This window comes from Streptomyces sp. NPDC056479 (assembly GCF_042795335.1).
Lineage (GTDB): Bacteria > Actinomycetota > Actinomycetes > Streptomycetales > Streptomycetaceae > Streptomyces.
In genome coordinates this window covers 1-24,521 of record NZ_JBHTRZ010000009.1, presented here as the reverse complement: position 1 = coordinate 24,521, position 24,521 = coordinate 1, and the positions used below count along the sequence as shown (strand labels likewise).

The following is a 24,521-nucleotide window of genomic DNA, read 5'->3' as shown; positions in this document are numbered from 1 at the left end:
TCCCGTACGCATGCGCGTCGCCCCCCGGAATACGCAGTATGCCGAGGGGCGATCAGACGCCTCAATAGATGAGAAGAAGATGAGAAGCACACCCGCCGACTGTTACGCGACGGCGCGAACTCCGTTACCCAGTCGCGCGGTTACGCCCCCGCGTTCTCCTTGACACTGATGCGTCCCTTGCGGATGGTCGCCAGCCGCGGGGCCTTCTTCGCGATCGCCGAGTCGTGGGTGACCATGATGAAGGTCAACCCGAGCTCCTTCCACATGCGTTCGAGTACGTCCATGATCTCGTCGCGCATCGACTCGTCGAGGTTTCCGGTGGGTTCGTCGGCCAGCAGCACCTTCGGCTCCTTGACCAGCGCGCGGGCGATGGCGACGCGCTGCTGCTGTCCTCCGGACATCTCGGACGGCAGGTGACCGAGCCGCTCTCCCAGGCCTACGGAGGTCAGGGCCTCGGCGGCCCGTTCGCGCCGTTCCTTCGTCTTGACGCCGAGGGGGACGAGGGCGGTCTCGACGTTCTCCTGTGCGGTGAGGGTCGGGATCAGGTTGAAGGACTGGAAGACGAAGCCGATGTTCTCGCTGCGGACCTTGGTGAGCCGGGTCTCGGAGAGCCTGGCCAAGTCGGTGCCGTCGAGGACGACTTCACCGGAGGTCGGACGGTCCAGACCGCCGAGCATCTGGAGGAGGGTGGACTTGCCGCCGCCGGTGGGGCCCTGGATGACGAGGCGGTCGCCGTCCGCGATGGTGAGGTCGACGCCGTCGAGGGCGTGGACGGTGTCCTTGCCCCGGGTGTAGCGCTTGGTGACGTTTCTGAGTTCGTACATGGTGGGTGGCTCCTGGGTGGGAGGGGGTTCGGGGGTGGTCCGATTCGTTGTTCGCGGCGGGTGAGTGGGGGCTGATCGCGCATTCCCCCGCGCCCCTAGGGCGTGCAGTCCCGTCGGCTGGCAAGGACCCAGACCGCGGGCGGGCGTGCCGCCTGGGGCGGCACGGGTGGGCGCGGGCGGCGACCCGTTCGCGCCGGGCCGCGCGACCCACCCCCGCCCAGCCCCGGCGCGGCGCCTGCTACTCGACACGGCGCAGTGCGTCCGCCGGCCGCAGCCTCGACGCACGCCAGCCGCCGAACGCGCCGGCGATCAGGCCACCGGCGACCGCGAGCCCCACCGCGAGCGCAACCGTCGTCAGGCTGACCGGCGCCGTCAGGGCCACGTCCAGTGTCGAGGCGGCCGTCTGCCGTCCCGGACCGCCGCCCCCGAAACCGCCGCCACCGGGGCCGGCGCCCAGGCCGCCGCCACCACTACCGCCGCCCAGCTGCGCCTCCAGCGTCGGGCTGATCGCCGTCACCGCGTAGGCGCCCGCGAGGCCGATCGCGATGCCCAGCGCCCCGCCGAGCAGCCCGTTGACGACCGCCTCGCCGACCACCTGGCGGGTCACCCGCCCCGACTTCCAGCCCAGCGCCTTCAGCGTGCCGAACTCCCGCACCCGGCGGGAGACGGCCGAGGAGGTGAGCAGACCGGCGACCAGGAACGCGGCCACGAGCACCGCGATCGACAGCCACTTGCCCACATTCGTCGCCAGCGACGACGCCGTGGACAGCGAGCCGGACACCGTGTCCGCGAGGTCCGCGGAGGTGGTCACCGTCGTACCGGAGATGTTCTTCTGGATGGCCGACTTGACGGAGTCGATCCGCTGGGAGTCGGTCGCCTTGACGTAGATCGTGGTGACCTTGTCCTTCGCGTCGGCGAGCGTCTGCGCCTGCTTCAGCGGGATGTAGAGATTGGCGGCCGCGTCCCCGCTGTCGGGCGTGGCGATGCCGATCACCTTGAACTTGGTGCCCTTGACGGTGACGGTCGAGCCGACCTTGAGCTTCTTCTCCTTGGCGTACGAGGTGTCGGCGACGACGACCTTGGCGTTGGTCTCCGTCGACTTGAACGTACGCCCGCTGGTGATCTTCGAGGAGGTCAGCGGGCCGAGCGCCGGGTTGGTGACGTCGGCGCCGTAGACGGAGTAGTTGTTGACGTCGAAGTCGGCGCCGCCGCCGCGCACCTCGCCCTGCGGCTGCCCGGTGCCGCCGGTGCCCTGCCCGGGCCCGCCCTGCTGGCCGCCGCCGCTCTGGTCCTGCTGGAACTGGCCGCGGGTGAACTGCCCGCTGACCTTGATGACCTGGAGGCTCAGCCCGCCGACTACGTCGGAGACACCGCTCTGCGAGCCGACCCTGGTGACGGTCGAGGCCGACAGCGTCTGGAAGCCCTGGACCATGACGCGGTCGGTGGACTGCTCCTCGTCGGAGCCGTCCTCCTGCGCGTCGAACTGGAAGCGCGGGCGCTCCGAGCTGCTCGCCGCGGGCTCGGCGGCCTTGGTGACGGTCATGTCCGTGCCCAGGCCGTACAGCGACTGCAGGACCTTGTCCTGGGCCTGGCTCATGCCGGAGGACACGGAGTTGACCACGATGACCAGCGCGATGCCCAGCGCGAGTCCGGAGGCGACGACGAGGGCCGCCTTTCTGCGGCGGCGCAGCTCGCGCCTCAGGTAGGTGAAGAACATGGGCCGCAAATTAAGGACGGCTCGTGATGAAGGGATAAGGCCGAAATAAGAGATGGATGAGAAGGCTGGGATGGCCCCCGGAAACGCCGATGCCGCCCCTGGGGGCGGCATCGGTTACTCATGCGGGAGCTGTGGGGCGGCTGTGCGCCCGAGGTCGGTCAGACGGCCGAACCGGCCTTCCACTGCGCCCAGTCCATGTTCCAGCCGTTGAGGCCGTTGTCCGGCGCGATCGTCTTGTCGCCGGTGTTCTGGACGACCACGACGTCACCGACGATCGAGTTGTTGTAGAACCAGTAGCCCGCGACGCCCTTGTCGTTGGCGCCCTTGGTGTCGGACAGGCCCACACAGCCGTGGCTGGTGTTCACGCTGCCGAAGATGGACTTGGCGCCCCAGTAGTTGCCGTGGATGAAGGTGCCGGAGCTGGACAGCCGGATGGCGTGCGGCACGTCCTTGATGTCGTACTCGCCCTTGCCGTCGTCGTCCGTGAAGCCCACGGTCGCGCCGTTCATGCGCGTCTCCTTGAACTTCTCGGACATGACCATGGTGCCTTCGTAGGTCTTGTTCTCCGGGGAGCCGGCGGAGATCGGGATGGTCTTGATCGTCTTGCCGTCCTGCGTGACCTTCATCTGCTTGGTCTTCGCGTCGACGTACGAGACCTGGTTGCGGCCGATCGTGAAGGTGACCGTCTTCTCCTGGACGCCGTAGACACCGTTGGAGCCCTCGACGCCGTCCAGGGCCATCTTCATGGTGACGGTCGAGCCCTCCTTCCAGTAGTCGTCGGGCCGGCAGTCCATGCGGGTGTCGTTGAACCAGTGGCAGACGACTTCCTGGCCGCTGGTGCTGGAGACGGTGATGCCCTTCTGGACGGCCGCCTTGTTGCTGATCGACTTGTCGAAGTTGATCGAGACCGGCATGCCCACGCCGACCGTGGAGCCGTCCTCCGGCGTGAAGTAGCCGAGGAAGCTGTTGTCCGGGGAGACCGTGGTGAAGGAGGCGTTCTCATGCGCCTCCAGGCCCTTGGAGTCCTTCGCGGTCACCGCGATCTTGTAGGTCGTGGAGCGCTCCAGCTGGGCGCTGGGCTTCCAGCTGGTCTTGTCCGCGGATATCTCGCCCTCGACCGCGGCGCCCTCGGCGGTCGTCATCGTCACCTCGGTGAGCGAGCCCTTGCTCACGGTGACGGCGGCGGAGCTGTTGATGGAGGCGTTGTCGGTGCCGTCCTCTGGCGTGATCTTGATCTGGGCCTCGGAGGTCTTCTTCGCGGCCGCCTCGTCGACCTTGGCCTGCGAGGTGTCGCCGTCGCTCGCGGAGGCGTCGTCGCCGCCGGAGCAGGCCGAGAGCACCAGGACACCGCCGAGCAGTGCGGACGCGACCGTCAGGCCCTTGCGCCGCCTACTGTTCGTCATCACACGCTTCTCCATCTTTCCCGAATCCCCAAAACGCCCGAGAGTCCCCGTAAGATCTTCAACGCTACGACCGGTTCGTCCCGTTCCACATTCCATGGATGTGTGGGGCACACCACGTTCGCCGGGGCAGGTGGTGCGGATCTCGGTCAGCGCTTCCCATGAGACGACGAAACCCCGGGCAGTGGTTGCCGCCCGGGGTCACGATTCTCCCAAGACGCCTCAGCCGGCCCGCACGGCCCCCTCGCCGTCGAAGTCCTCCTCACCATCATCCTCGTCGAGGTCCCAGTCCGGCGAATCCGGGTCGTACTCGATGCGCTCGCTGGACCAGGAGGCCTGGGCGAGCTCGACCCCTGGTACCTCACTGACCAGGTCGAACGGATCGACGAGATACGCGACGGCCTCCGCAGTGTCTTCCGTCACAGCGCTCTCCGCGTGGGCCCGCTCGTCGACCGGCACGGTGCTGTCGTCGGCGATCCGCCGCAGGGCGGCCTTGGTCACGGCGTCCGCGTCGTCCACTTCGAGGACGAGTTCCACGCGAAGCCGTACAAAACGTGATGTTTCTGGAGTACTCATGCCCGGAGCGTACGGCTCATTTCTCCCGTGACTTTCCCGTGACCCGCGACTTTCACTAACATCGCCCCACACGGCCAATTCGCCAGCGCCACAAGGGGATCGATATTCCGTGTCCGCCGCTCACCGATCGTCGTCCACCGCTCGCCGATCGCTGCTGACCGCCACCGCCGCGGGGGCCCTGCTGGGCGCCCTGTGGTTCGTGCCCTCCGCGAACGCGACAGGCGACGAGCCGGCGAGAACGGACCCTGCGGCGACCCCGACGACGCAGGTCACCCAGCAGGCGCGGGCCGCCTCCGAGAGTACGGACGGCACCACGGCGGACGACACCCGGCTCGCCGACACCGGAAGCTTCGACACCACTCCGTACGTCATCGGCGGAACGCTGTTCCTCACCCTGGGCGCGGGCTTCATCACCTACTCGGTCCGCCGCGAACGCCTGGGCTTCTAAATTGGCTTGACGTCTCTTTGACCTGCGCTTCATAGTCCGCCCATGAAGAGATCATCGGGCGTACGTGTAGCCGCCACGGTTGCCGTGAGCGCGCTGTCGCTCGCCCTTGTCACGGGTTGCGGTGGGGAGTCCGGCACTTCGGACGCGAAGGCGCTCAGCGCCGCGGAGTTGAAGAAGGCGATCATCGCCGACGGCGATGTCGAGGGTTACAAGGTGGACGGGTCGGGCAAGCAGCTGCCGTCCAAGGACCAGATCAAGAGCACCGACGAGCAGTGCCGGCCGCTCGCCTACGCCATGGGCGGTCTGCCGCCGGGGGACGCCGCCGCCGGCGCGGCCGCGATGGCGAAGCAGGAGACGAAGCGGCCCACCGCCAACGCCTCCAAGCCCGTGGACGAGTTGAGCGAGTCCGAGATCGAGGACTCGATCACCGACGCGATGGACATGACCCTGACGGTCGTCGGGCTCTCCTCGTACGACGGTGCCGGCGCCGAGGAGACCTTCAAGTCCGTGTCGGACGCGGTGAAGAACTGCTCCGAGGGCTTCCCGCTCGTCATGCAGGGCGAGGACCAGAAGCCCACCGCGGTCACCCCGGAGAAGGGGTCCGGCACCGGTGACGAGTCGATCGCGTTCGTCGTGAAGAGCGACCTGGAGGACGGCGACGTCGGCACCACGCACGTCGAGGTGGTGCGTCACGGCAGCACCATCGCCACGTACTACACGATGAACCTCGGCCTGATGATGACGGACAAGGCGTACAAGGTCCCGGCCGCCGTCATCGACGCTCAGGCGGCGAAGCTGAAGTAACCCGTCCACGCCGTCGTACCGGGGCCCTGTCGAGTCGACAGGGCCCCTTGCCGGGTCACTGGAGCGGGCCGGTGACCTTCTCGGCCGCCGTGACCAGCTCGCCACCGCGCACGAACGCGTCGGCCGCGGCGAGGTCGGGCGCCAGGAACCGGTCCGGTCCCGTGCCCTGCACACCGGCGGCCCGTACGGCGTCGATGACCGCCTGCGAGGCCGGGGCGGGGGCGAGGCCCTCCCTCAGTTCTATGGCGCGCGTGGCGGCGTACAGCTCGACGGCGAGGACGCGCGTGAGGTTGTCCACGGCCGTGCGCAGCTTGCGGGCGGCGGACCAGCCCATGGAGACGTGGTCCTCCTGCATGGCGGACGACGGAATGGAGTCCGCGGAGGCGGGGACGGCCAGCCGCTTCAGCTCGCTCACCAGCGCCGCCTGCGTGTACTGGGCGATCATCAGCCCCGAGTCGACACCCGCGTCGTCGGCCAGGAACGGCGGCAGCCCGTGGCTGCGGTTCTTGTCCAGCAGCCGGTCGGTGCGGCGCTCGGCGATGGAGGCCAGGTCGGCGACGGCGATGGCGAGGAAGTCGAGGACGTAGGCGACGGGCGCCCCGTGGAAGTTGCCGTTGGACTCGACGCGTCCTCCCCCAGAGCCAAAAGCCTGGGAGGTGCCCCCAGGCAGGACGACCGGGTTGTCGACGGCGGACGCGAGCTCCCGCTCGGCGACGAGCCGCGCGTGCGCCATGGTGTCCCGCCCGGCGCCGGCGACCTGCGGGGCGCAGCGCACCGAGTAGGCGTCCTGCACGCGGGGGGCGTCGTCCTGGTGATGCCCGGTCAGCTCCGAACCGCTCAGCACGGCCAGCATGTTGGCGGCGGAGGCGCCCTGCCCGGGATGCGGGCGGATGGCGTGCAGTTCGGGGGCGAGGACCTTGTCGGTCCCGAGCAGCGCTTCGAGGCTGAGGGCGGCGGTGACATCGGCCGACTTGTAGAGGGTGTCGAGGTCGGCGAGGGCCATGACCAGCATGCCGAGCATGCCGTCGGTGCCGTTGAGGAGGGCGAGGCCCTCCTTCTCGCGCAGCTCGACGGGGGCGATGCCGTGCGCGGCGAGCAGCTCGCCGGCGGGCCGCACGACACCGTCCGGGCCCTCGGCGTCCCCCTCCCCCATCAGGGTGAGCGCGCAGTGCGACAGCGGAGCGAGGTCGCCGGAGCAGCCGAGGGAGCCGTACTCGTGGACGACGGGCGTGATCCCGGCGTTGAGGACGTCGGCCATGGTCTGCGCGACCTCGGGCCGGACGCCCGTGTGCCCCGAGCAGACGGTCTTGAGCCGCAGGAACATCAACGCCCGTACGACCTCACGCTCCACGTGCGGCCCCATCCCCGCGGCGTGCGAGCGGACGATGTTGCGCTGCAGCTGGGCCCGCAGCTCCTGGCTGATGTGCCGGGTCGCCAGGGCGCCGAACCCGGTGGAGACGCCGTAGACGGGCTCGGGCTTGGCCGCCAGGGCCTCCACGATCTCCCGGGCCGCGGCAAGGGCCGCGAGCGCCTCGGCCGACAGCTCGACGCGCGCACCGCCACGCGCCACGGCAAGGACGTCGGACGCGGTGACCCCGGACGTCCCCACCACCACAGTGTGCATATCCATATTCAGGAGCGTACGCAGTGAAGACGAAGATGTCACTAGTGGATGGGGAGTACACCCCTTACCCCGCGCGTGGGTGGCGTCACGTCGGACGCCCGCGGAAGCGCCTGCGCTCCGCCGTTCCCTCCCCGAAGGGCTCGTCGGCGAGCCGCACCACCGGATCGTCCGGGCCCTCCCGCCCCGCGACGACCGGCCGGTCGGCCCGGGACGCCTTGGCCTGGTACTGCGCCGCGTCGGCGAGCCGGAACAACCGCCGGGCCGAGCGCACGGCCCCGATCGGGTCCTCGGTCGAGGCGACCCCGCAGGCGACTCCCTCCCCCAGCTCCAACCCACCGGCCCGACGGCACAGTTCGTCGGCCGCCTTCACCACCTCGTCGGCCGGCGACCCGACCGCCAGCAGACAGAACTCGTCACCGCCGAGCCGCGCCGCGAGCGCCCCGGGCAGCATCGCCCCGCACAACGACAGCACCGACCCGAACCGTTCGAGCAGCCGGTCCCCCACGGCATGCCCGCGCGTGTCATTGACCCGCTTGAGCCCGTTGAGGTCACAGACGACGAGGCTGACGACGACACCGTCCCGGCGATGCCGCTCGATCGCCTCCTCCAACCGCACATCGACGGCCCGCCGGTTCGCGAGCCCGGTGAGCGCGTCGGTGAACGCCAGCCGCCGGGCCTCCTCCAGCCGCTCGCTCTGCGCGAGTCCGGCGGCCACGACGGAGGCGAGCACGGTGGCGAAGTCGGCGTCCCCCCGGTCGAAGACCGGTGCCCCGACCGACCTGGCGACGTACAGCTCCCCCCAGGCCCGCCCGTTCAGGATGACCGGCGCCACGACACAGCACCCCCGCCCGCGACGCCGCAGGGCGGCGACCCGCTGATGGATGTACTCGGGATGCCCGGCGGCGGGCCCCTCGGCCGTCTCCACCCAGGCATCGGGCTCGCCCCCGGCGACCCAGCGCTCGTGCAGGAACTCGGTGATCTCCGGGAACTGATGCACGGGATACGCCTCGTCACCCGGGAACTCCTCCTCCCCCCGGGTGCGCTCCCCCACGTTCACCAGCACCCGCAGCCGGCCGAGCTCCCGCTCCCACACCGACAGCGCGGCAAAGCTCCCGGCGAGCGCCCGACACGCCCCGAGCGCCGCCGCCCGCCAGGACTCGCGCGGGGTGTGCGCCGCCGCCATCCCCTGCGCCAGCGCCACCACGGCCGCGAGCCGTGCGTCCTCACCCATCACCCCAGGTTAGGGAGGTTTGCACCGATTTGGGACTCTGGCGTGGCGAACGGGGAGGCCACCGGGCTGGGCCGTGTCCGCAAGTCCCGTCGTCCGCCCGGAGGGCGGGCCCCGCAGCGGCGATGAGGGAGCGTGCTCTCGGCGTGCCGGGCGGGAGCCCTCGTAGCGGACGCATTCGGGCTTTCGCCCGGTGCGGCGAGCGGGGTCCCCCTCTGGGGGTGCGTGCCAGGCGTCACGGGGCAGGCGGGACTTTGCGGACACGGCCTACGAGCCCCGCCTCACTCCCCCGGCCACTCCGGCTTCCGCTTCTCGTTGAAGGCCGCGACGCCCTCCGCCCGGTCCCCCGAGAACGCCACCGACCGCCACGCCGCGTCCTCGACCTCCAGCCCGGCCCGCAGATCCAGCCCGTGCCCCACCCGCAACGCCCGCTTGGCGGCGCGCAGCCCCACCGGCGAGTTCGCCGCCATCCGCGCACCCAGCGCCAGCGCCTCCTCCCGATCGCGCCCGTCCTCCACCAGCACATCCACCAGCCCCAGCGCACGGGCCTCGGCGGCCTCGACCCGCCGGGCCGTGAAGATCAGCTCCGCCGCACGGGCCGCCCCCACCCGCCGGGGCAGCAACTGCGTGCCCCCACCGCCGGGAATCACCCCGACGGACACCTCGGGCAGCCCCACCACGGCCGTGCCGTCGGCCACGATCACATCGCACGACAACGCCAGCTCGAAGCCACCGCCCAGCGCGAAGCCGTGCACGGCCGCGATCGTCGGCACCGGCAGCTCCAGCACCCCGGTATAGGCACCCCGCGCCACCGGCCGCTGCCGCACCAGCTCCGCGTCGCTGAAGGAGTTCCGCTCCTTCAGATCGGCCCCGACACAGAACGCTCGCTCATGCGTCGAGGTCAGCACCACCACCCGTACGTCCCGGTCCGCGCCCAGCGCCTCGCACGCCCGCGCGATCGAGCGGGCCATCTCCGTGGAGACCGCGTTCATGGCCTTGGGCCGGTCGAGGGCGAGCTCCGCGACATGCCCGGCGTCCCCGTGCCGCCTTACCAGCACGAACTCCCCGTACCGCTCCTCACTCATGACACCCTCCGGTTAACGCGGGTTAACAACATTCGCCCCGATCATCGCAGCCGGACCCGGCCGGCGAAAGGCCCACCACGACCGGTTCCCGAGTCCAGTCCCGACACCCCGTTCGAGTGACATCCCGCCCAACCCCCGCCCTACCGCCCACGGCAGCGCATAGCGTGCGCGACACCACGGCGCATTGGGGGCGCGAGCGCATGGGGAGGGGTCGCGATGAGCATGACGGTGGACGGGCCGAAGGCACGAGGGACGGCAAAAGAAGCCGCGGTGACGGAGCCGCCGGCACCCGACGCCCCCACCAACCGCCTCTTCGGCGCCCGCGGCCGCCATCGCCGCCCTCGTCCGCGCAAGGTCCTCCTCGCGGCCGGAGGCCTGGCCCTGGCCGCCGGCGCCCTGAGCCTCGTACGCCTCACTCCGGACTCGGGCGTCACCGGCCTCGCCGCACCGGAGTCCGACCCCGCCCCGGCCCCCGGCACTAACTCGGAACCGGACCGCGCGACGAACGCCGCGGCCACCTTCCCGACGACCCGGCCGACGGCGACCCCGACGGCCACCTCCGCCATGGGCGGCCTGGGCACGACACCGACCGCCACGACGATCGCCGTACCGACCGGGACCACTGCGGCCACTCCACCACCGAGCTCCGCGATCCCCACCTCGGCCGACACCCCGCCGCCCGCGTCCCCCGCACCGGCCACGACCGGCGCCGCGCCTCGGCCGACCCCGCCGCCCGCACGGCCGACGCCCGGCCGGCCCGCGACGAGCCCCCCGCCGGCCCAGCCGACCCACCCGGACGAGAACGCCGTCTGCATCCCGGTCATCGGCCTGTGCGTGGACCCCCTGGCCGCGGACGACTGAGGCGACCGGCCCTGCCACGCCCCGAAACCGCGGTCGAACGCCACTCCACCGGCGTTCACTCGCCCCCGGCGGGCGCCCTCCGTGTCAAGAGCCAGGGCTCGACCACACCAAGTCCTCGCACCGGCCGCTGCCACATCGGCTGCAGCGCGAAGCGGTACACCGGCGGCTCCTCGCCCTCCTTCTCGGCGGCGGCCGCGGCCTCCGCCGCCTCCGCCTCCGACGCCGGCGCTTCGCCCGTTCGGATCAGCTCCTCCGCGAGCGCGCTGTCGACGAGCACGGCGTCACGCGGAGCTATCGACGTCAGCCGGGAGGCGAGATTCACGGTCGTGCCGAACACATCGCCCATCCGGGTGGTCACCGTGCCGAACGCGATGCCGACCCGCAGCTCGGGCATCGTCTCGTCGTGGGCCATCGTCTCGATGAGCCGCAGCGCGATCTCGGCGGCGACCCCCGCGTCGTCGGCCGCGTACAGCACCTCGTCACCGAGGGTCTTGATCAGCCGCCCGCCGCGCGCGGCCACCAGGTCGGCGGCGGTGGTCTCGAAGGCCTCGACGAGTTCGCCGAGTTCCTCCTCCTCCATGCGCCGGGTCAGCCGGGTGAATCCGACCAGGTCGGCGAAGCCCACGGCGAGGCGCCGGTCGACCATCTCCTCGTCGTCGGCGGCCTGGATGACCCGGCCGGCCGAGGCGGCGAGCTGACGGCGCCAGACGTAGACGAGGAACTCCTCCAGCTCGGGCAGGAGCAGCTCGATGATCGGGTACGTCACCTCGGTGCGCGTCATCCCGGGCTCGGGAGGCTCGGTCAGGCCCTCCAGGAACGAGTCGATCTGCCACTCGGCGAGCCGGGCGGTGGTCTGCCCGGTGGACCGGGCCACCTGCACGGCCATGGCCTCGCTGAGCAGCCCCGCCTCGACGAGACCGGCGAGGCGCCTGAGCGCCAGCACATCGGCCTCGGTCAGCGCCTTGGCCTGCCCGATGTCGGCGAAGCCCATGGCCCGCCAGAAGCGGGACGCCAGCTCCATCGAGACACCGGCGCTGCGGGCGGCCTGAAACGGGGTGTAGCGCCGCTCGGCGCCGAGGATGAGCTGTTCCAGACGCAGCGCGAGCGGATCCTCGCCGGGGTCGGCGGCGTGGGGGTCCACCCGGCCGTCCGCGCCCGCGCCGGAGCCCGTGTCGTCGACGGTCACGCCTGCTGCCCTTCCGATCTGCCGCGGTCAGTAATCGACCGGCCTTCACTTTACGGCAGGTGTGCGCCAGCTCACTCCGTAAGAGAAAGCCGACGTGCCCTGTCGGAACCGGTGCGATGTCCGGTGCCTTTCATGGCCCGTCCGCTGGGCCGATGTGCTCAGGCCGGCCTCAGGTGCACGATGTCGCCCGCGCCCACGGGCTCCTGCACCCCCTCCTGCGTCGCCAGCACCAGCCGCCCGTCACCGTCGATGGCGACCGCCTCGCCGGTGATCGCCCGGTCGCCCGGCAACTCGGCCCGTACGACTCTGCCCAGCGTGGCGCACCCCGCCGCGTACGTCTCCTGGAGCCCGCTGACCAACGGGTCCCCCACCGCGGCCCGCCAGCGTCCGTACCAGTCCTCCAGGGACCGCAGGATGGCCCGCAGCAGGGGGTCCCGGTCCGTGCTCACCGCCCCGGCCAGCGCCAGCGAGCCCGCCTGGGGCACCGGCAGCTCGTCCGCGCGCAGGGTGACGTTGATGCCGACGCCGATGACCACACCGGCGTCCCCGGCGCGCTCGGCGAGGATGCCGCCGGCCTTGCGCTCCTCGCCGCCGACGGTCACCAGCAGGTCGTTCGGCCACTTGAGTGCCGTGTCGACGCCCGCGGCCCGGGACAGCCCCGTCGCGACGGCGACGCCGGTGAGCAGCGGCAGCCAGCCCCATCGGGGCACCGGCACCTCCGCCGGGTTCAGCAGCACGGAGAAGAACAGGCCCGAGCGCGGCGGTGCCGTCCAGTTCCGGTCCAGCCGTCCCCGGCCGGCCGTCTGCTCCTCCGCGACCAGGACCGTGCCCTCGGCGGCCTTGCCCGCGGTGGCCAGGTCCACCAGGTCGGTGTTGGTGGAGCCGGTGCTCTGCACCACCTCCACGGCACTCCACAACCCGCCCTCCCGCAGCAGCCCGCGGCGCAGCGCGGCGGCGTTGAGCGGCGGGCGCTCCAGGTCGGACCAGCGACTGTCGTCTGATGCATCTCGCGGCGTCATGCAAGCCACCCTAGGTGTGGTAAACACCGCACTGCCGATTGGTAGGGCCCCCACTACTCTACGGATGAGTAACCGTCCCCCCTTTTGAGCAGGCAGGGAGCGCCATCCCGATGTCCGAGCCGGAAGAGCGTCACGAGATCCGAGAGACCCCTGGGATCGACATCCACACCACCGCGGGCAAGCTCGCGGATCTCCAGCGCCGCATTGAGGAAGCGACGCACGCCGGCTCCGCACGCGCCGTCGAAAAGCAGCACGCCAAGGGCAAGTTGACGGCCCGTGAGCGGGTGGAGCTGCTCCTCGACGAGGGGTCCTTCGTCGAGCTCGACGAGTTCGCCCGGCACCGCTCCACCAACTTCGGGCTGGAGCAGAACCGTCCCTACGGCGACGGTGTCGTCACCGGGTACGGCACCGTCGACGGCCGCCCGGTCGCGGTGTTCTCGCAGGACTTCACCGTCTTCGGCGGTGCGCTGGGCGAGGTCTACGGCCAGAAGATCGTCAAGGTCATGGACTTCGCGCTGAAGACCGGCTGCCCGGTCATCGGCATCAACGACTCCGGCGGCGCCCGCATCCAGGAGGGTGTGGCCTCGCTGGGCGCGTACGGCGAGATCTTCCGCCGCAACACCCACGCCTCCGGTGTCATCCCGCAGATCAGCCTGGTCGTCGGCCCCTGTGCGGGCGGCGCGGTCTACTCGCCGGCCATCACCGACTTCACGGTCATGGTCGACCAGACCTCGCACATGTTCATCACCGGCCCCGACGTCATCAAGACGGTCACCGGTGAGGACGTCGGCTTCGAGGAACTGGGCGGCGCCCGCACCCACAACTCGACCTCCGGCGTGGCGCACCACATGGCCGGGGACGAGAAGGACGCCATCGAGTACGTCAAGCAGCTGCTGTCGTACCTGCCGTCCAACAACCTCAGCGAGCCCCCGGCGTTCCCGGAGGAGGCGGACCTCGACCTCACCGACGAGGACCGCGAGCTGGACACCATCGTGCCGGACAGCGCGAACCAGCCGTACGACATGCACGCGGTGATCGAACACATCCTGGACGACGCCGAGTTCTTCGAGACGCAGGCGCTGTTCGCACCGAACATCGTCACCGGCTTCGGCCGGGTCGAGGGCCGCCCGGTCGGCATCGTCGCCAACCAGCCGATGCAGTTCGCCGGCTGTCTCGACATCGACGCGAGCGAGAAGGCCGCGCGGTTCGTGCGCACCTGCGACGCCTTCAACGTCCCGGTGATCACCTTCGTCGACGTCCCCGGCTTCCTGCCGGGCGTCGACCAGGAGCACACGGGCATCATCCGCCGCGGCGCCAAGCTGATCTACGCCTACGCCGAGGCGACGGTCCCGCTGATCACGGTCATCACCCGCAAGGCCTTCGGCGGCGCCTACGACGTCATGGGCTCCAAGCACCTCGGCGCCGACCTCAACCTCGCCTGGCCGACCGCCCAGATCGCCGTCATGGGCGCCCAGGGCGCGGTCAACATCCTGCACCGGCGGACCATCGCCGAGGCCGAGGCGAGCGGCGAGGACCTGGAGGCGGTGCGGGCGCGGCTGATCCAGGAGTACGAGGACGCTCTCCTCAACCCGTATGTGGCGGCCGAGCGCGGTTACGTCGACGCGGTGATCATGCCGTCCGAGACCCGCCGCCATGTCGTACGCGGTCTGCGCCAGCTGCGCACCAAGCGGGAATCCCTGCCTCCGAAGAAGCACGGCAACATCCCCCTCTAGGCCTGCTGGGAGCCGCCATGAACATCAAGGTCCTACGGGGCAACCCGACACCGGAGGAGCTGGCCGCCGCACTGGCGGTGGTCCGCGCCCACGCCGCGGCGGCAGCCGCGGCGCCGGCCGGCACCCCCGAGCCGCGGGACGGGTGGTCGGACCCGTCCCGCATCGCGGCGCACCGCCTGCCTCAGCCGGGCCCGGCCACCTGGGCCCGTACCTTCTGGCCTGGTTAAAGGTGCGCTGAGACGACTTCGGCCATCACCTCGTACCCCGCGTCGTTCGGGTGCAGGTGATCGCCGAAGTCGTACGAGGGCCTGAGCCGATCCGGATCCGCCGGATCGGCCAGCGCCCGGTTCAGGTCCACCACCGCGTCGTACTGCCCCGAGCACCGGATCCACTCGTTCAGCTCGTGGCTCACCTTGGCCGCGCGCTCGCCCCAGTGGTCCGAGCCCCCGAACGGCAGCAGAGTCGCGCCGATCATCCTCAGCCCCGCCGCCCTGCCCTGTCGTATCAACTCCCGGTGCCCGGCGATCAGTTCCTCCGCCTCCAGCACCGGCGCCGGCTTGTACGTCGGCTGCTCGTCCGTCTCGCTGAAGCCGATGTCGTTGAGGCCGAGCAGGACCACGAGGGTGTCCACGCCGGGGTGGTCGAGGACGTCCCGGCGCAGCCGGTGGACGCCCTTCTCGCCGTACCAGGCCGAGTCGTTGAGCAGCAGGTTCCCGCCGATCCCCGCATTGAGCACGGGCCGCCCCGTGCGCCGGGCGAGCGCGTCCGACCACCGCCGGTGCGCGCCGACCGTCGAGCCGAAGCCGTCCGTGATCGAGTCGCCGAAGAGCGCCACGGCGTCCGCGCGGCCGGCGTCGACCTCCACCGCCGACAGGAAGTACCAGGACTCGGTCACGGCGTCGAAGCCCGGGCCGGCGCTCTCCGCCGTCAGGTCGCCCTCGCCGCGGTAGCCGGCCGTGAAGGCCTGGGCGTGGAAGGTGGCGGGGCCGGTCGTGGCGTCGAAGTACAGGGTGACGGTCACCGACTCCCCGGCGGCGACGGCGAGCCGGACGTCATCGCTGACGACCTCCCCGCGCGCGGGTATCCCGACCTGCGCGCCGCCCCCGAAGGTCAGCGGCGTGAGCGACCCGGGCCGTACGCCGGCCCCGGCGGCCGTACGCCCCACGCTCGCGCCCGCCACCCGGACCGGCGAGGTGCCGTAGGCGTTGGAGAGCCGCACCCGCACCCGGCCACCGCCCGCCGACAGCCGTACGACCTGCCGCACCGACTGACGCCAGAAGCCCTCACGGGACCAGTTGGGCGTGAAGCCCTCGCTCGGCGGCTGAGGTGCCGCGGTCCAGGAAGTGGTGAACATGATGCATCCCCCAAACAGAACCAGAATCCCTTTAGCTAATGGAACCGTAGCACCATTTGGAGAGAAGTTGAGTATGCGTACTCAGGCGCCGCCCCGAATCCGCGACCGACGATGGAAGGCATGCTGTGGTCCGACCCCGAGAACGAGCCGCCCAAAGAACTGCGCGACATGCAGGAGATGTTGCGGCGGCTGGGCGTTCTCATGGCGCTGGCCATGGTGCTGACGATGATCGTGCTCGGGCTGAGGTGAGTCCGGGCGGGCACGCCGATACGCTGACCGCATGACTGATCAGCCCCGCCGCCGGCTCGTCCTCGCCTCCCAGTCCCCCGCCCGCCTCAATCTGCTCCGCCAGGCAGGGCTGGCCCCCGAGGTCATCGTGAGCGGCGTCGACGAGGACGCCGTCAGCGCGCCCACCCCGGCCGAGCTGGCGCTGGCCCTGGCCGAGGCGAAGGCCTCCGTCGTGGCGGCGCGGCCCGAGGTCAAGGGCGCGATCGTGATCGGCTGCGACTCGGTCCTCGACCTGGACGGCGAGGCCCTGGGCAAGCCGGCCGACGCCGAGGAGGCCACCGCCCGCTGGAAGTCGATGCGCGGCCGGGCGGGCACCCTCCAGACCGGCCACTGCGTCTACGACACCGCGACCGGCCGGTACACCTCCGCCACCGCCTCCACGATCGTCCGCTTCGGCGAGCCGACCGACAAGGAGATCGCCGCCTACGTGGCCTCCGGCGAACCGCTCTACGTCGCCGGGGCGTTCACCCTCGACGGCCGCTCGGCCCCGTTCATCGACGGCATCGACGGCGACCACGGCAATGTGATCGGCATCAGCCTGCCGCTGGTGCGGCGGCTGCTGGGCCAACTGGGCATCGGCATCACGGAGTTGTGGGCGCCGGCGGAGGACTGATCGGGGAGCCCTCGGCCGGGGAGCCACCCTTGCCTCCGTCGGGAGCCGCGTCGACGGGCTCCTCCGGCGCGCTCTGACCGTCGTAGGTCATGAGCAGCAGCACTATCAGGCCGAGGACGACCATCATGAACAGGAACGCCGTCCAGCCCACCAGGCCCCAGGCGAACGCGCCCAGCAGGGCGTGCACCACGGCCGCGCTGATCAGCAGGATGCGGCCGAGGCCGGCCGGGGCGCGATCGCGCAGCGCCACGAGCAGGGCGACCAGTCCGCACAGCGCGAAGTAGCCGCCGAAGACGAGTCCGCCGATCTTCGAGGACAGCGACATCACGTCAGGATCCAGCCCCGCCAGGGACATGTCCTGGCGGTCGACGACGACCCCGAGGAACCAGTTCAGGCCCGCGATGCCGAGCGCCTCGACGAGAAGCACGACCGCCACGACCCATGCCACCGGCCTGCGCATCACCGGTCCCCACCCACTTCCGAGCTATTCGAGCGCCGCCACAGCTCAATCCGAGCGCGACGACGGTTACCCCAAGTACGTTCGAGACATCGCGAACGCTACTAACGGGTAAACCCCGGGACAAGGGTTCGGGAGATGGCAAAGATGCGTTGGGCCATTCGTAGGGATTCCACAAAGAAACCGAGTGGCCCGCAGCACGTGATGACAGAGACCTTGACCACAGGAGAGAGCTAGGGTTTCCCCGGAGAGACCTGCGTACCGTGGCGCGACAAGGGATTTCGCAGGTCGGGCGAGCCTGGAATCACGCTCCGTGTGGGCAAGCTCACCACTGGGGACGGGTCGAAGTGTCGTGTCGGCAGTCCCTAAACTCGGCTTGTTTCAAGGAGGGAGCCTCAATCGTGCGCAAGGTGCTCATCGCCAACCGTGGCGAAATCGCTGTCCGCGTGGCCCGGGCCTGCCGGGACGCCGGGATCGCGAGCGTGGCCGTCTACGCGGACCCGGACCGGGACGCATTGCATGTCCGCGCCGCGGATGAGGCGTTCGCCCTGGGCGGTGACACCCCGGCCACCAGCTACCTGGACATCGACAAGGTACTGAAGGCGGCACGCGAGTCGGGGGCGGACGCGATCCATCCGGGCTACGGCTTCCTGTCGGAGAACGCCGAATTCGCCCAGGCCGTACTCGATGCCGGGCTGGTCTGGATCGGCCCGCCGCCGCAGGCCATCCGCGACCTCGGTGACAAGGTCGCCGCCCGGCACATCGCCCAGCGTGCCGGCGCCCCGCTGGTCGCCGGCACCCCCGACCCGGTCTCCGGCGCCGACGAGGTCGTCGCGTTCGCCGAGGAACACGGTCTGCCGATCGCGATCAAGGCCGCCTTCGGTGGCGGCGGACGCGGCCTGAAGGTCGCCCGCACCCTCGAAGAGGTCCCGGAGCTGTATGACTCCGCGGTCCGCGAGGCGGTCGCCGCGTTCGGGCGCGGGGAGTGCTTCGTCGAGCGCTACCTCGACAAGCCCCGCCATGTCGAGACGCAGTGCCTGGCCGACACCCACGGCAACGTCGTGGTGGTCTCCACCCGTGACTGCTCCCTGCAGCGCCGCCACCAGAAGCTGGTGGAGGAGGCACCCGCGCCGTTCCTGTCCGAGGCGCAGGTCGCCGAGCTGTACTCCGCGTCCAAGGCCATCCTCAAGGAGGCCGGCTACGTCGGCGCGGGCACGGTGGAGTTCCTCGTCGGCAACGACGGCACGATCTCGTTCCTGGAGGTCAACACCCGTCTGCAGGTCGAGCACCCGGTCACCGAAGAGGTCACCGGCATCGACCTGGTCCGCGAGATGTTCCGCATCGCCGACGGCGAGGAACTCGGCTACGACGACCCCGCCCTGCGCGGCCACTCCTTCGAGTTCCGCATCAACGGCGAGGACCCGGGCCGGGGCTTCCTGCCCGCCCCCGGCACCGTGACCGTCTTCAACCCGCCCACCGGTCCCGGCGTCCGCCTGGACGCGGGGGTGGAGTCCGGCAGCGTGATCGGCCCGGCGTGGGACTCACTGCTCGCCAAGCTGATCGTCACCGGCGCCACCCGCGAGCAGGCGTTGCAGCGCGCGGCGCGTGCGCTGGAGGAGTTCCAGGTCGAGGGCATGGCCACCGCCATCCCCTTCCACCGCGCGGTCGTCGTCGATCCGGCCTTCGGTCCGGAGCTGACCGGCTCCAGCGACCCGTTCACGGTCCACACCCGTTGGATCGAGACCGAGTTCGTCAACGAGATCAAGCCCTTCGCCGCCCCGGCCGACGCCGACGCGGAGGAGGAGACCGGCCGTGAGACGGTCGTCGTCGAGGTCGGCGGCAAGCGCCTGGAGGTCTCCCTGCCGGCCTCGCTCGGCATGACCCTGGCCCGCACCGGACTGGCCGCCGGCGCCAAGCCCAAGCGCCGCGCGGCGAAGAAGTCCGGCCCGGCCGCCTCCGGCGACACCCTCGCCTCCCCGATGCAGGGCACCATCGTCAAGGTCGCCGTCGAGGAAGGCCAGGAGGTCAAGGAAGGCGACCTCGTCGTCGTACTCGAAGCGATGAAGATGGAGCAGCCGCTCAACGCGCACAAGGCCGGCACCATCAAGGGCCTGTCCGCCGAGGTCGGCGCCTCCCTCACCTCCGGTGCGGCGATCTGCGAGATCAAGGACTGACGCACACGGCACAAGCCATACGGCACCCGGGGCGCCCGGCGGACTGGAGCAGACAGTCCGCCGGGCGCCTCGTTTTTCCCTCAGTGGCATTCTGGATGCACACCGGGCGGGCGAGAGGGCAGGTGAGAGCCATGGTGAGCGCGACTTCGAGCGAGGCCGCGGGGAACCGGAGCGCGGCGGCAGCGCCGGCCCCGCCGCGCGCCATGCGCGCCGACGCCCGCCGCAATCACGAGCGCCTGCTCACCGAGGCCCGTGCCGCCTTCGCCGAGCACGGCACGGACGCATCGCTCGAGGACGTGGCGCGCCGGGCGGGCGTGGGCATCGGCACGCTCTACCGCCACTTCCCCAACCGCGACGCCCTGTTGAGCGCCGTCTTCGAGGACGCGGCCGGCGACCTGCTGGCCCGCTCCCGGGAACTCCTGAACGCCCCCGAGCCCTGCACGGCACTGGTGACATGGCTACGCGAGATGGTCACGCACGCGGGCGAGTACCGCGGACTGGCGCGCTCCCTGATGTCCGTCTCACACGACAACACCTCGGCCCTGGCCCGTTGCAGCGGCCCGATCAGGGATGCGGGCGGCGCGCTACTGGCGCGTGCTCAGGAGGCGGGGTCCGTCCGCCCTGACGTGGCGATCGGTGATCTTCTTCAGCTGACCCACGCCATCGCACTGGCGGCAGGGGAGACCCCGGAGGACCCGGAACTGGCGGACAGGCTGTTGCACTTGACACTCCGGGGACTGAAGCCCGCCTAGGGGCGCGGGGCCCCGACGTCGAATCGGCGAATCTAGCGCCGCCGCAGATCCGCGACGCGAGCCCGCTCCCGCTCAGCCCCCTGCTCCCCGAGCACCGTGGCGGCCGTCCGCAACCCCGGCCCACCCCCCGGAGGGACCTGCCCCCGCCTCGGTCCCGGCAGCGCACGCTGCTGCCGCCGCGCCGGGACCTCGTCACCCCCCGGCGCGCCGCTCGCCCCGGCCACGGCGATCTGCACCCCCTGATCGGCAAGGGCCTGCAACTCGGTGTGGGCACGGTCGTCATGGGCCGGCGGATCGTCGGTGACGAGCCGCGTGATGACATCCGTGGGCACGGTCTGGAACATCGTGTCCGTGCCGAGCTTCGTGTGGTCGGCGAGGACGACGACCTCCGCGGCGGCCTGGACGAGGGCCCGGTCGACGGACGCGGAGAGCATGTTGGACGTGGAGAGCCCACGCTCGGCGGTGAGCCCGCTCCCGGACAGGAAGGCCCGGGACACCCGCAGCCCCTGCAGGGACTGCTCGGCTCCGCTGCCCACCAGCGCGTAGTTCGACCCGCGGAGCGTCCCGCCGGTCATCACGACCTCGACCCGGTTGGCATGGGCCAACGCCTGCGCCACCAGCAGGGAGTTGGTGACGACGGTCAGTCCGGGCACCCGTGCGAGCCGGCGGGCCAGCTCCTGCGTGGTGGTTCCCGCCCCGACGACGATCGCCTCGCCCTCCTCCACGAAATTCGCGGCGAGGTCGGCGATGGCCGTCTTCTCGGCGGTCGCGAGATGTGATTTCTGCGGAAAGCCGGACTCCCGCGTGAACCCGCCCGGCAATACCGCACCGCCGTGCCGGCGGTCGAGGAGTCCTTCTGCCTCCAGTGCGCGCACGTCCCGCCGTACGGTCACTTCGGAGGTCTGGACGACGCGGGCGAGCTCACGGAGCGACACGGCCCCGTTCGCTCGCACCATTTCGAGGATCAATTGGCGACGTTCTGCAGCGAACACGAAACTGACAGTAACCCCAACGACCGTCTGGTTTCAGCAGTTTGCGCCGAATAACAGAAGTTGTTCGCACGCGAGGGCAAGGAGTGGTATAGGGCCTAGTCCCGTCGCCTATGCCGTACGCATGCTCGACAACTCCCCGTGACCAGCGGGGAGTCACTTCCGGCCGTCAGAGTTCGCCGCCGGACTTCCGCGTGTGCAGCTGCCGTGCCACCTCGGCGATCGAGCCCGAAAGGGAGGGGTACACGGTGAAGGCGTTCGCGATCTGTTCGACCGTCAGATTGTTGTCGACCGCGATCGAGATCGGATGGATCAGTTCCGAAGCGCGCGGCGACACGACCACACCGCCGACCACGATGCCCGTACCCGGCCGGCAGAAGATCTTGACGAAGCCGTCCCGGATGCCCTGCATCTTGGCGCGCGGGTTGCGCAGCAGCGGCAGCTTGACGACCCGGGCGTCGATCTTGCCCCCGTCCACATCGGCCTGGGAGTAGCCGACGGTGGCGATCTCGGGGTCGGTGAAGACGTTGGAGGACACGGTCTTCAGGTTGAGCGGGGCCACGGCATCGCCCAGGAAGTGGTACATGGCGATACGGCCCTGCATGGCGGCCACCGAGGCGAGCGCGAAGACACCGGTGACGTCACCGGCGGCGTACACACCCGGCGCGGTCGTCCTGGACACCTTGTCGGTCCAGATGTGCCCGGACTCGCGCAGCTTGACGCCGGCTTCCTCCAGACCCATGCCCTCGCTGTTCGGGATGGCGCCGACGGCCATGAGGCAGTGACTGCCGCTGATGACACGCCCGTCGGCGAGGGTGACCTCGACCCGGTCGCCGACGCGCTTGGCGGCGGCGGCGCGCGAGCGGGCCATGACGTTCATGCCGCGGCGCCGGAAGACGTCCTCCAGTACGGCGGCGGCGTCCGGGTCCTCACCCGGCAGCACCCGGTCCCGGGACGAGACGAGGGTGACCCGCGACCCGAGCGCCTGGTAGGCACCGGCGAACTCGGCTCCGGTGACACCGGAGCCGACCACGATGAGCTCCTCGGGGAGCTCGTTGAGGTCGTACACCTGGGTCCAGTTGAGAATCCGCTCGCCGTCGGGCTGGGCGTCCGGCAGCTCACGGGGGTGCCCGCCCGTGGCGATGAGCACGGCGTCGGCGCTGAGCGTCTCCTCGCTCCCGTCGGCGGCACGCACCACGACCTTGCGGGATCCGTCGAGGCCCTGCATGCCCTCCAGTCGCCCGCGGCCGCGCATGACCCGGGCGCCGGCACGTGTGACGGAGGCGGTGATGTCGTGCGACTGCGCGAGCGCGAGCCGCTTCACACGCCGGTTGACCTTGCCCAGGTCGACGCCCACGACACGCGCGGGCGTGTCGATGTGCGGAGTGTCGTCGGCGACGATGATCCCCAGCTCCTCGTAGGAGGAGTCGAAGGTGGTCATCACCTCGGCCGTGGCGATGAGGGTTTTGGACGGCACGCAGTCGGTGAGCACCGACGCCCCGCCCAGACCGTCGCAGTCGACGACGGTCACCTCCGCGCCGAGCTGGGCGGCCACCAGGGCCGCCTCGTATCCGCCGGGTCCGCCACCGATGATCACGATCCGAGTCACGTACTCCATTGTCCCGCACGCCTCACCGTGGTACCGCCTGGGGCCCCGCCCGAGACACCACCGTTACGGGAGGGGCACACGATTCGACTGCCGTACCCTCTCCCCATGTCGCTCTACGCCGCGTACGCCGGCAATCTCGACGCGCGGCTGATGACCCGCCGCGCCCCGCACTCGCCGCTGCGCGCCACCGGCTGGCTGAACGGATGGCGACTGACGTTCGGCGGCGAACAGCTGGGCTGGGAGGGCGCGCTCGCAACGCTCGTCGAGGACCCGATGGAACAGGTCTTCGTCTCCCTGTACGACGTCGCCCCGATGGACGAGGACTCCCTCGATCGCTGGGAGGGCGTGGGGCTGGGCATATACCGCCGCCTCCGGGTCCGCGTGCACACGCTGGAGGGCGAGGAGCAGGCCTGGGCGTACGTCCTGAACGCCTACGAGGGCGGCCTGCCGTCGGCTCGCTACCTGGGCGAGATCGCGGACGCGGCGGAGTCGGCCGGGGCACCCCACGACTACGTGATGGAGCTGCGCAAGCGCCCCTGCTGAGGCCCTCCGGCCTCATGCACCCCTCCAGCCCCTCCGGTCGCTCTTTTCGTTGGAAACGACAAGACAACGATCGCCATCCCGTGAGCTCTGTCATCTACGCGCGTAGGCCCAAACCGGCTACCCTCAGTCGCGTGAACGCATCTCTTCTTCCGGACGACATCCAGGGCGACCCCCACGCCGCCGCCGACGCCGCCGCCGCGCGCCTGCGCGAACTCACCGGCGCCGAGACCCACGACGTCGCCCTCGTGATGGGCTCCGGCTGGGCTCCGGCCGTGGACGCCCTCGGCGCACCCGAGGCCGAGTTCCAGGTCACCGAGCTGCCCGGGTTCCCCCCGCCGGCGGTGGAAGGGCACGGCGGCAAGATCCGTTCCTACCGGATCGGCGACAAGCGCGCCCTGGTCTTCCTCGGGCGCACCCACTACTACGAGGGCCGCGGAGTGGCCGCCGTGGCGCACGGCGTCCGCACGGCCGTGGCGGCGGGCTGCAAGACGATGGTCCTGACCAACGGCTGCGGCGGCCTGCGCGAGGGCATGCGCCCCGGCCAGCCGGTCCTGATCAGCGACCACATCAACCTCACGGCCACCTCCCCCATCATCGGCGCCAACTTCGTCGACCTCACCGACCTCTACTCCCCCCGCCTGCGCGCCCTGTGCAAGGAGATCGACTCCACGCTGGAGGAGGGCGTCTACGCCCAGTTCCCCGGCCCGCACTACGAGACGCCGGCCGAGATCCGTATGGCCCGCGTGATCGGTGCGGACCTGGTGGGCATGTCGACGGTCCTCGAGGCGATCGCCGCGCGCGAGGCGGGCGCGGAGGTGCTGGGCATCTCCCTGGTCACCAACCTCGCGGCAGGCATGACGGGCGAGCCCCTCAACCACGAGGAGGTCCTCCAGGCCGGTCGGGACAGTGCGACGCGGATGGGTTCCCTGCTGGCGCAGGTTCTCGACCGCCTGTAGAGGGCCGTTCGCAGCTGCGGGTCCATCGTGGCTGGTCGCGCAGTTCCCCGCGCCCCCAGCAAGTTTTGTGTCGCCTGCACCGCGAGGTGGACGGACTCGCAGTCGCGTACGGCGGCAAGGGGCCGGGGTGGGGGGTGTCCGCCCGCAGCGGCGGGCGTCAACAAACGCCCACTCCCTGCCCGACGGCAACCGCCCGACCGAGGACGGACACCCCCCACCCCGGCCCCGACCCAGAACGCACCCGCAGGCGCTACAGGCACCCCCACCGCCCCCGCACAGGC

General features: G+C 70.9%; 24 protein-coding genes. 11 read left to right on the top strand and 13 right to left on the bottom strand.

Annotated elements, in window-relative coordinates:
* Nucleotides 1–140 precede the first annotated feature (140 nt).
* From ACFQ6S_RS31635 to ACFQ6S_RS31620, 4 genes are all read right to left on the bottom strand, one after another.
* The gene (locus tag ACFQ6S_RS31635) at nucleotides 141–824 is read right to left on the bottom strand and encodes an ABC transporter ATP-binding protein (protein ID WP_383417345.1); all 684 of its coding nucleotides are present in this window, start codon (nucleotides 822–824) and stop codon (nucleotides 141–143) included.
* 238 nt (nucleotides 825–1,062) lie between these two features.
* The gene (locus ACFQ6S_RS31630) at nucleotides 1,063–2,541 is read right to left on the bottom strand and encodes an ABC transporter permease (RefSeq protein ID WP_383417342.1); all 1,479 of its coding nucleotides are present in this window, start codon (nucleotides 2,539–2,541) and stop codon (nucleotides 1,063–1,065) included.
* Between the two features lie 158 nt (nucleotides 2,542–2,699).
* The gene (locus tag ACFQ6S_RS31625) at nucleotides 2,700–3,944 is read right to left on the bottom strand and encodes an Ig-like domain-containing protein (RefSeq protein WP_383417339.1); all 1,245 of its coding nucleotides are present in this window, start codon (nucleotides 3,942–3,944) and stop codon (nucleotides 2,700–2,702) included.
* 219 nt (nucleotides 3,945–4,163) lie between these two features.
* Nucleotides 4,164–4,517, bottom strand: coding sequence for a hypothetical protein (locus tag ACFQ6S_RS31620; protein WP_383417336.1), 354 nt, complete (start codon nucleotides 4,515–4,517; stop codon nucleotides 4,164–4,166).
* A 109-nt stretch (nucleotides 4,518–4,626) separates the two neighbouring features.
* Here ACFQ6S_RS31620 and ACFQ6S_RS31615 point away from each other — a divergent pair, with 109 nt between their 5' ends.
* Nucleotides 4,627–4,965 carry a hypothetical protein gene (locus ACFQ6S_RS31615; protein ID WP_383417333.1) on the top strand — a complete coding sequence of 113 codons (339 nt, stop codon included), beginning with the start codon at nucleotides 4,627–4,629 and terminating at the stop codon, nucleotides 4,963–4,965.
* A 42-nt stretch (nucleotides 4,966–5,007) separates the two neighbouring features.
* Nucleotides 5,008–5,769, top strand: a complete 762-nt coding sequence (locus ACFQ6S_RS31610) for a hypothetical protein (RefSeq protein ID WP_383417330.1) — start codon at nucleotides 5,008–5,010, stop codon at nucleotides 5,767–5,769.
* 55 nt (nucleotides 5,770–5,824) lie between these two features.
* Here the strand turns inward: ACFQ6S_RS31610 and hutH are convergent, their stop codons facing one another.
* The 3 genes from hutH to ACFQ6S_RS31595 form a co-directional block, all read right to left on the bottom strand.
* Nucleotides 5,825–7,393, bottom strand: coding sequence for a histidine ammonia-lyase (gene hutH, locus ACFQ6S_RS31605; RefSeq protein WP_383418252.1), 1,569 nt, complete (start codon nucleotides 7,391–7,393; stop codon nucleotides 5,825–5,827).
* 85 nt (nucleotides 7,394–7,478) lie between these two features.
* Nucleotides 7,479–8,624 (bottom strand): diguanylate cyclase domain-containing protein, encoded by a 1,146-nt coding sequence (locus ACFQ6S_RS31600; RefSeq protein WP_383417327.1) that lies wholly within the window; start codon nucleotides 8,622–8,624, stop codon nucleotides 7,479–7,481.
* Between the two features lie 278 nt (nucleotides 8,625–8,902).
* Nucleotides 8,903–9,706 carry an enoyl-CoA hydratase/isomerase family protein gene (locus ACFQ6S_RS31595; RefSeq protein WP_383417324.1) on the bottom strand — a complete coding sequence of 268 codons (804 nt, stop codon included), beginning with the start codon at nucleotides 9,704–9,706 and terminating at the stop codon, nucleotides 8,903–8,905.
* Nucleotides 9,707–9,976: 270 nt separating this feature from the next.
* Here ACFQ6S_RS31595 and ACFQ6S_RS31590 point away from each other — a divergent pair, with 270 nt between their 5' ends.
* Nucleotides 9,977–10,567 (top strand): hypothetical protein, encoded by a 591-nt coding sequence (locus ACFQ6S_RS31590; RefSeq protein ID WP_383417321.1) that lies wholly within the window; start codon nucleotides 9,977–9,979, stop codon nucleotides 10,565–10,567.
* Nucleotides 10,568–10,622: 55 nt separating this feature from the next.
* On the opposite strand, the gene ACFQ6S_RS31585 is transcribed toward ACFQ6S_RS31590, so the two are convergent.
* Together ACFQ6S_RS31585 and ACFQ6S_RS31580 are read right to left on the bottom strand one after the other, a co-directional pair.
* On the bottom strand, nucleotides 10,623–11,753 hold the full coding sequence (locus tag ACFQ6S_RS31585; protein WP_383417318.1) for an adenylate/guanylate cyclase domain-containing protein: 1,131 nt from the start codon (nucleotides 11,751–11,753) through the stop codon (nucleotides 10,623–10,625).
* 158 nt (nucleotides 11,754–11,911) lie between these two features.
* Nucleotides 11,912–12,772, bottom strand: coding sequence for a biotin--[acetyl-CoA-carboxylase] ligase (locus ACFQ6S_RS31580; RefSeq protein ID WP_383417315.1), 861 nt, complete (start codon nucleotides 12,770–12,772; stop codon nucleotides 11,912–11,914).
* A gap of 110 nt (nucleotides 12,773–12,882) precedes the next feature.
* Here ACFQ6S_RS31580 and ACFQ6S_RS31575 point away from each other — a divergent pair, with 110 nt between their 5' ends.
* Nucleotides 12,883–14,505 carry an acyl-CoA carboxylase subunit beta gene (locus ACFQ6S_RS31575; protein ID WP_383417312.1) on the top strand — a complete coding sequence of 541 codons (1,623 nt, stop codon included), beginning with the start codon at nucleotides 12,883–12,885 and terminating at the stop codon, nucleotides 14,503–14,505.
* 17 nt (nucleotides 14,506–14,522) lie between these two features.
* On the top strand, nucleotides 14,523–14,732 hold the full coding sequence (locus ACFQ6S_RS31570; RefSeq protein ID WP_383417309.1) for an acyl-CoA carboxylase epsilon subunit: 210 nt from the start codon (nucleotides 14,523–14,525) through the stop codon (nucleotides 14,730–14,732).
* Here the strand turns inward: ACFQ6S_RS31570 and ACFQ6S_RS31565 are convergent.
* On the bottom strand, nucleotides 14,729–15,859 hold the full coding sequence (locus ACFQ6S_RS31565) for an SGNH/GDSL hydrolase family protein (protein WP_383417307.1): 1,131 nt from the start codon (nucleotides 15,857–15,859) through the stop codon (nucleotides 14,729–14,731). The two genes, ACFQ6S_RS31570 and ACFQ6S_RS31565, sit on opposite strands and share 4 nt — an antisense overlap.
* A gap of 120 nt (nucleotides 15,860–15,979) precedes the next feature.
* Here ACFQ6S_RS31565 and mmpB point away from each other — a divergent pair, with 120 nt between their 5' ends.
* A complete protein-coding gene (gene mmpB, locus ACFQ6S_RS31560; RefSeq protein ID WP_093747104.1) occupies nucleotides 15,980–16,108 on the top strand; it encodes a morphogenic membrane protein MmpB in 129 nt (42 codons plus the stop codon).
* 31 nt (nucleotides 16,109–16,139) lie between these two features.
* A complete protein-coding gene (locus ACFQ6S_RS31555) occupies nucleotides 16,140–16,760 on the top strand; it encodes a Maf family protein (protein ID WP_383417304.1) in 621 nt (206 codons plus the stop codon).
* Here the strand turns inward: ACFQ6S_RS31555 and ACFQ6S_RS31550 are convergent.
* Entirely contained in the window at nucleotides 16,729–17,220 is a 492-nt protein-coding gene (locus tag ACFQ6S_RS31550) for a hypothetical protein (RefSeq protein WP_383417301.1), read from the bottom strand. The two genes, ACFQ6S_RS31555 and ACFQ6S_RS31550, sit on opposite strands and share 32 nt — an antisense overlap.
* A 398-nt stretch (nucleotides 17,221–17,618) precedes the next feature.
* On the opposite strand from ACFQ6S_RS31550, the gene ACFQ6S_RS31545 reads away from it, so the two are divergent.
* Both ACFQ6S_RS31545 and ACFQ6S_RS31540 read left to right on the top strand, forming a co-directional pair.
* Nucleotides 17,619–19,391 carry an acetyl/propionyl/methylcrotonyl-CoA carboxylase subunit alpha gene (locus tag ACFQ6S_RS31545; protein WP_383417298.1) on the top strand — a complete coding sequence of 591 codons (1,773 nt, stop codon included), beginning with the start codon at nucleotides 17,619–17,621 and terminating at the stop codon, nucleotides 19,389–19,391.
* A gap of 203 nt (nucleotides 19,392–19,594) precedes the next feature.
* Entirely contained in the window at nucleotides 19,595–20,143 is a 549-nt protein-coding gene (locus ACFQ6S_RS31540; protein WP_383418250.1) for a TetR/AcrR family transcriptional regulator, read from the top strand.
* Nucleotides 20,144–20,175: 32 nt separating this feature from the next.
* Here ACFQ6S_RS31540 and ACFQ6S_RS31535 read toward each other — a convergent pair whose 3' ends face one another.
* The gene (locus ACFQ6S_RS31535; RefSeq protein WP_383417295.1) at nucleotides 20,176–21,135 is read right to left on the bottom strand and encodes a DeoR/GlpR family DNA-binding transcription regulator; all 960 of its coding nucleotides are present in this window, start codon (nucleotides 21,133–21,135) and stop codon (nucleotides 20,176–20,178) included.
* 166 nt (nucleotides 21,136–21,301) lie between these two features.
* On the bottom strand, nucleotides 21,302–22,750 hold the full coding sequence (locus tag ACFQ6S_RS31530; RefSeq protein ID WP_383417292.1) for an NAD(P)H-quinone dehydrogenase: 1,449 nt from the start codon (nucleotides 22,748–22,750) through the stop codon (nucleotides 21,302–21,304).
* 96 nt (nucleotides 22,751–22,846) lie between these two features.
* Between ACFQ6S_RS31530 and ACFQ6S_RS31525 the strand changes: the two genes are divergently transcribed.
* Nucleotides 22,847–23,284, top strand: coding sequence for a gamma-glutamylcyclotransferase (locus ACFQ6S_RS31525; protein WP_383417289.1), 438 nt, complete (start codon nucleotides 22,847–22,849; stop codon nucleotides 23,282–23,284).
* A gap of 131 nt (nucleotides 23,285–23,415) precedes the next feature.
* The gene (locus tag ACFQ6S_RS31520; RefSeq protein WP_383417286.1) at nucleotides 23,416–24,240 is read left to right on the top strand and encodes a purine-nucleoside phosphorylase; all 825 of its coding nucleotides are present in this window, start codon (nucleotides 23,416–23,418) and stop codon (nucleotides 24,238–24,240) included.
* The last annotated feature ends 281 nt before the right edge of the window (nucleotides 24,241–24,521 follow it).

Coding starts and splice junctions, on each gene's coding strand:
- ACFQ6S_RS31635 (WP_383417345.1), bottom strand. CDS start 824: ATGTACGAACTCAGAAACGTCACCAAGCGCTACACCCGGGGCAAGGAC.
- ACFQ6S_RS31630 (WP_383417342.1), bottom strand. CDS start 2,541: ATGTTCTTCACCTACCTGAGGCGCGAGCTGCGCCGCCGCAGAAAGGCG.
- ACFQ6S_RS31625 (WP_383417339.1), bottom strand. CDS start 3,944: ATGACGAACAGTAGGCGGCGCAAGGGCCTGACGGTCGCGTCCGCACTG.
- ACFQ6S_RS31620 (WP_383417336.1), bottom strand. CDS start 4,517: ATGAGTACTCCAGAAACATCACGTTTTGTACGGCTTCGCGTGGAACTC.
- ACFQ6S_RS31610 (WP_383417330.1), top strand. CDS start 5,008: ATGAAGAGATCATCGGGCGTACGTGTAGCCGCCACGGTTGCCGTGAGC.
- hutH (WP_383418252.1), bottom strand. CDS start 7,393: ATGCACACTGTGGTGGTGGGGACGTCCGGGGTCACCGCGTCCGACGTC.
- ACFQ6S_RS31600 (WP_383417327.1), bottom strand. CDS start 8,624: ATGGGTGAGGACGCACGGCTCGCGGCCGTGGTGGCGCTGGCGCAGGGG.
- ACFQ6S_RS31595 (WP_383417324.1), bottom strand. CDS start 9,706: ATGAGTGAGGAGCGGTACGGGGAGTTCGTGCTGGTAAGGCGGCACGGG.
- ACFQ6S_RS31580 (WP_383417315.1), bottom strand. CDS start 12,772: ATGACGCCGCGAGATGCATCAGACGACAGTCGCTGGTCCGACCTGGAG.
- ACFQ6S_RS31575 (WP_383417312.1), top strand. CDS start 12,883: ATGTCCGAGCCGGAAGAGCGTCACGAGATCCGAGAGACCCCTGGGATC.
- ACFQ6S_RS31570 (WP_383417309.1), top strand. CDS start 14,523: ATGAACATCAAGGTCCTACGGGGCAACCCGACACCGGAGGAGCTGGCC.
- ACFQ6S_RS31565 (WP_383417307.1), bottom strand. CDS start 15,859: ATGTTCACCACTTCCTGGACCGCGGCACCTCAGCCGCCGAGCGAGGGC.
- mmpB (WP_093747104.1), top strand. CDS start 15,980: ATGCTGTGGTCCGACCCCGAGAACGAGCCGCCCAAAGAACTGCGCGAC.
- ACFQ6S_RS31555 (WP_383417304.1), top strand. CDS start 16,140: ATGACTGATCAGCCCCGCCGCCGGCTCGTCCTCGCCTCCCAGTCCCCC.
- ACFQ6S_RS31550 (WP_383417301.1), bottom strand. CDS start 17,220: ATGCGCAGGCCGGTGGCATGGGTCGTGGCGGTCGTGCTTCTCGTCGAG.
- ACFQ6S_RS31540 (WP_383418250.1), top strand. CDS start 19,595: ATGCGCGCCGACGCCCGCCGCAATCACGAGCGCCTGCTCACCGAGGCC.
- ACFQ6S_RS31530 (WP_383417292.1), bottom strand. CDS start 22,750: ATGGAGTACGTGACTCGGATCGTGATCATCGGTGGCGGACCCGGCGGA.
- ACFQ6S_RS31525 (WP_383417289.1), top strand. CDS start 22,847: ATGTCGCTCTACGCCGCGTACGCCGGCAATCTCGACGCGCGGCTGATG.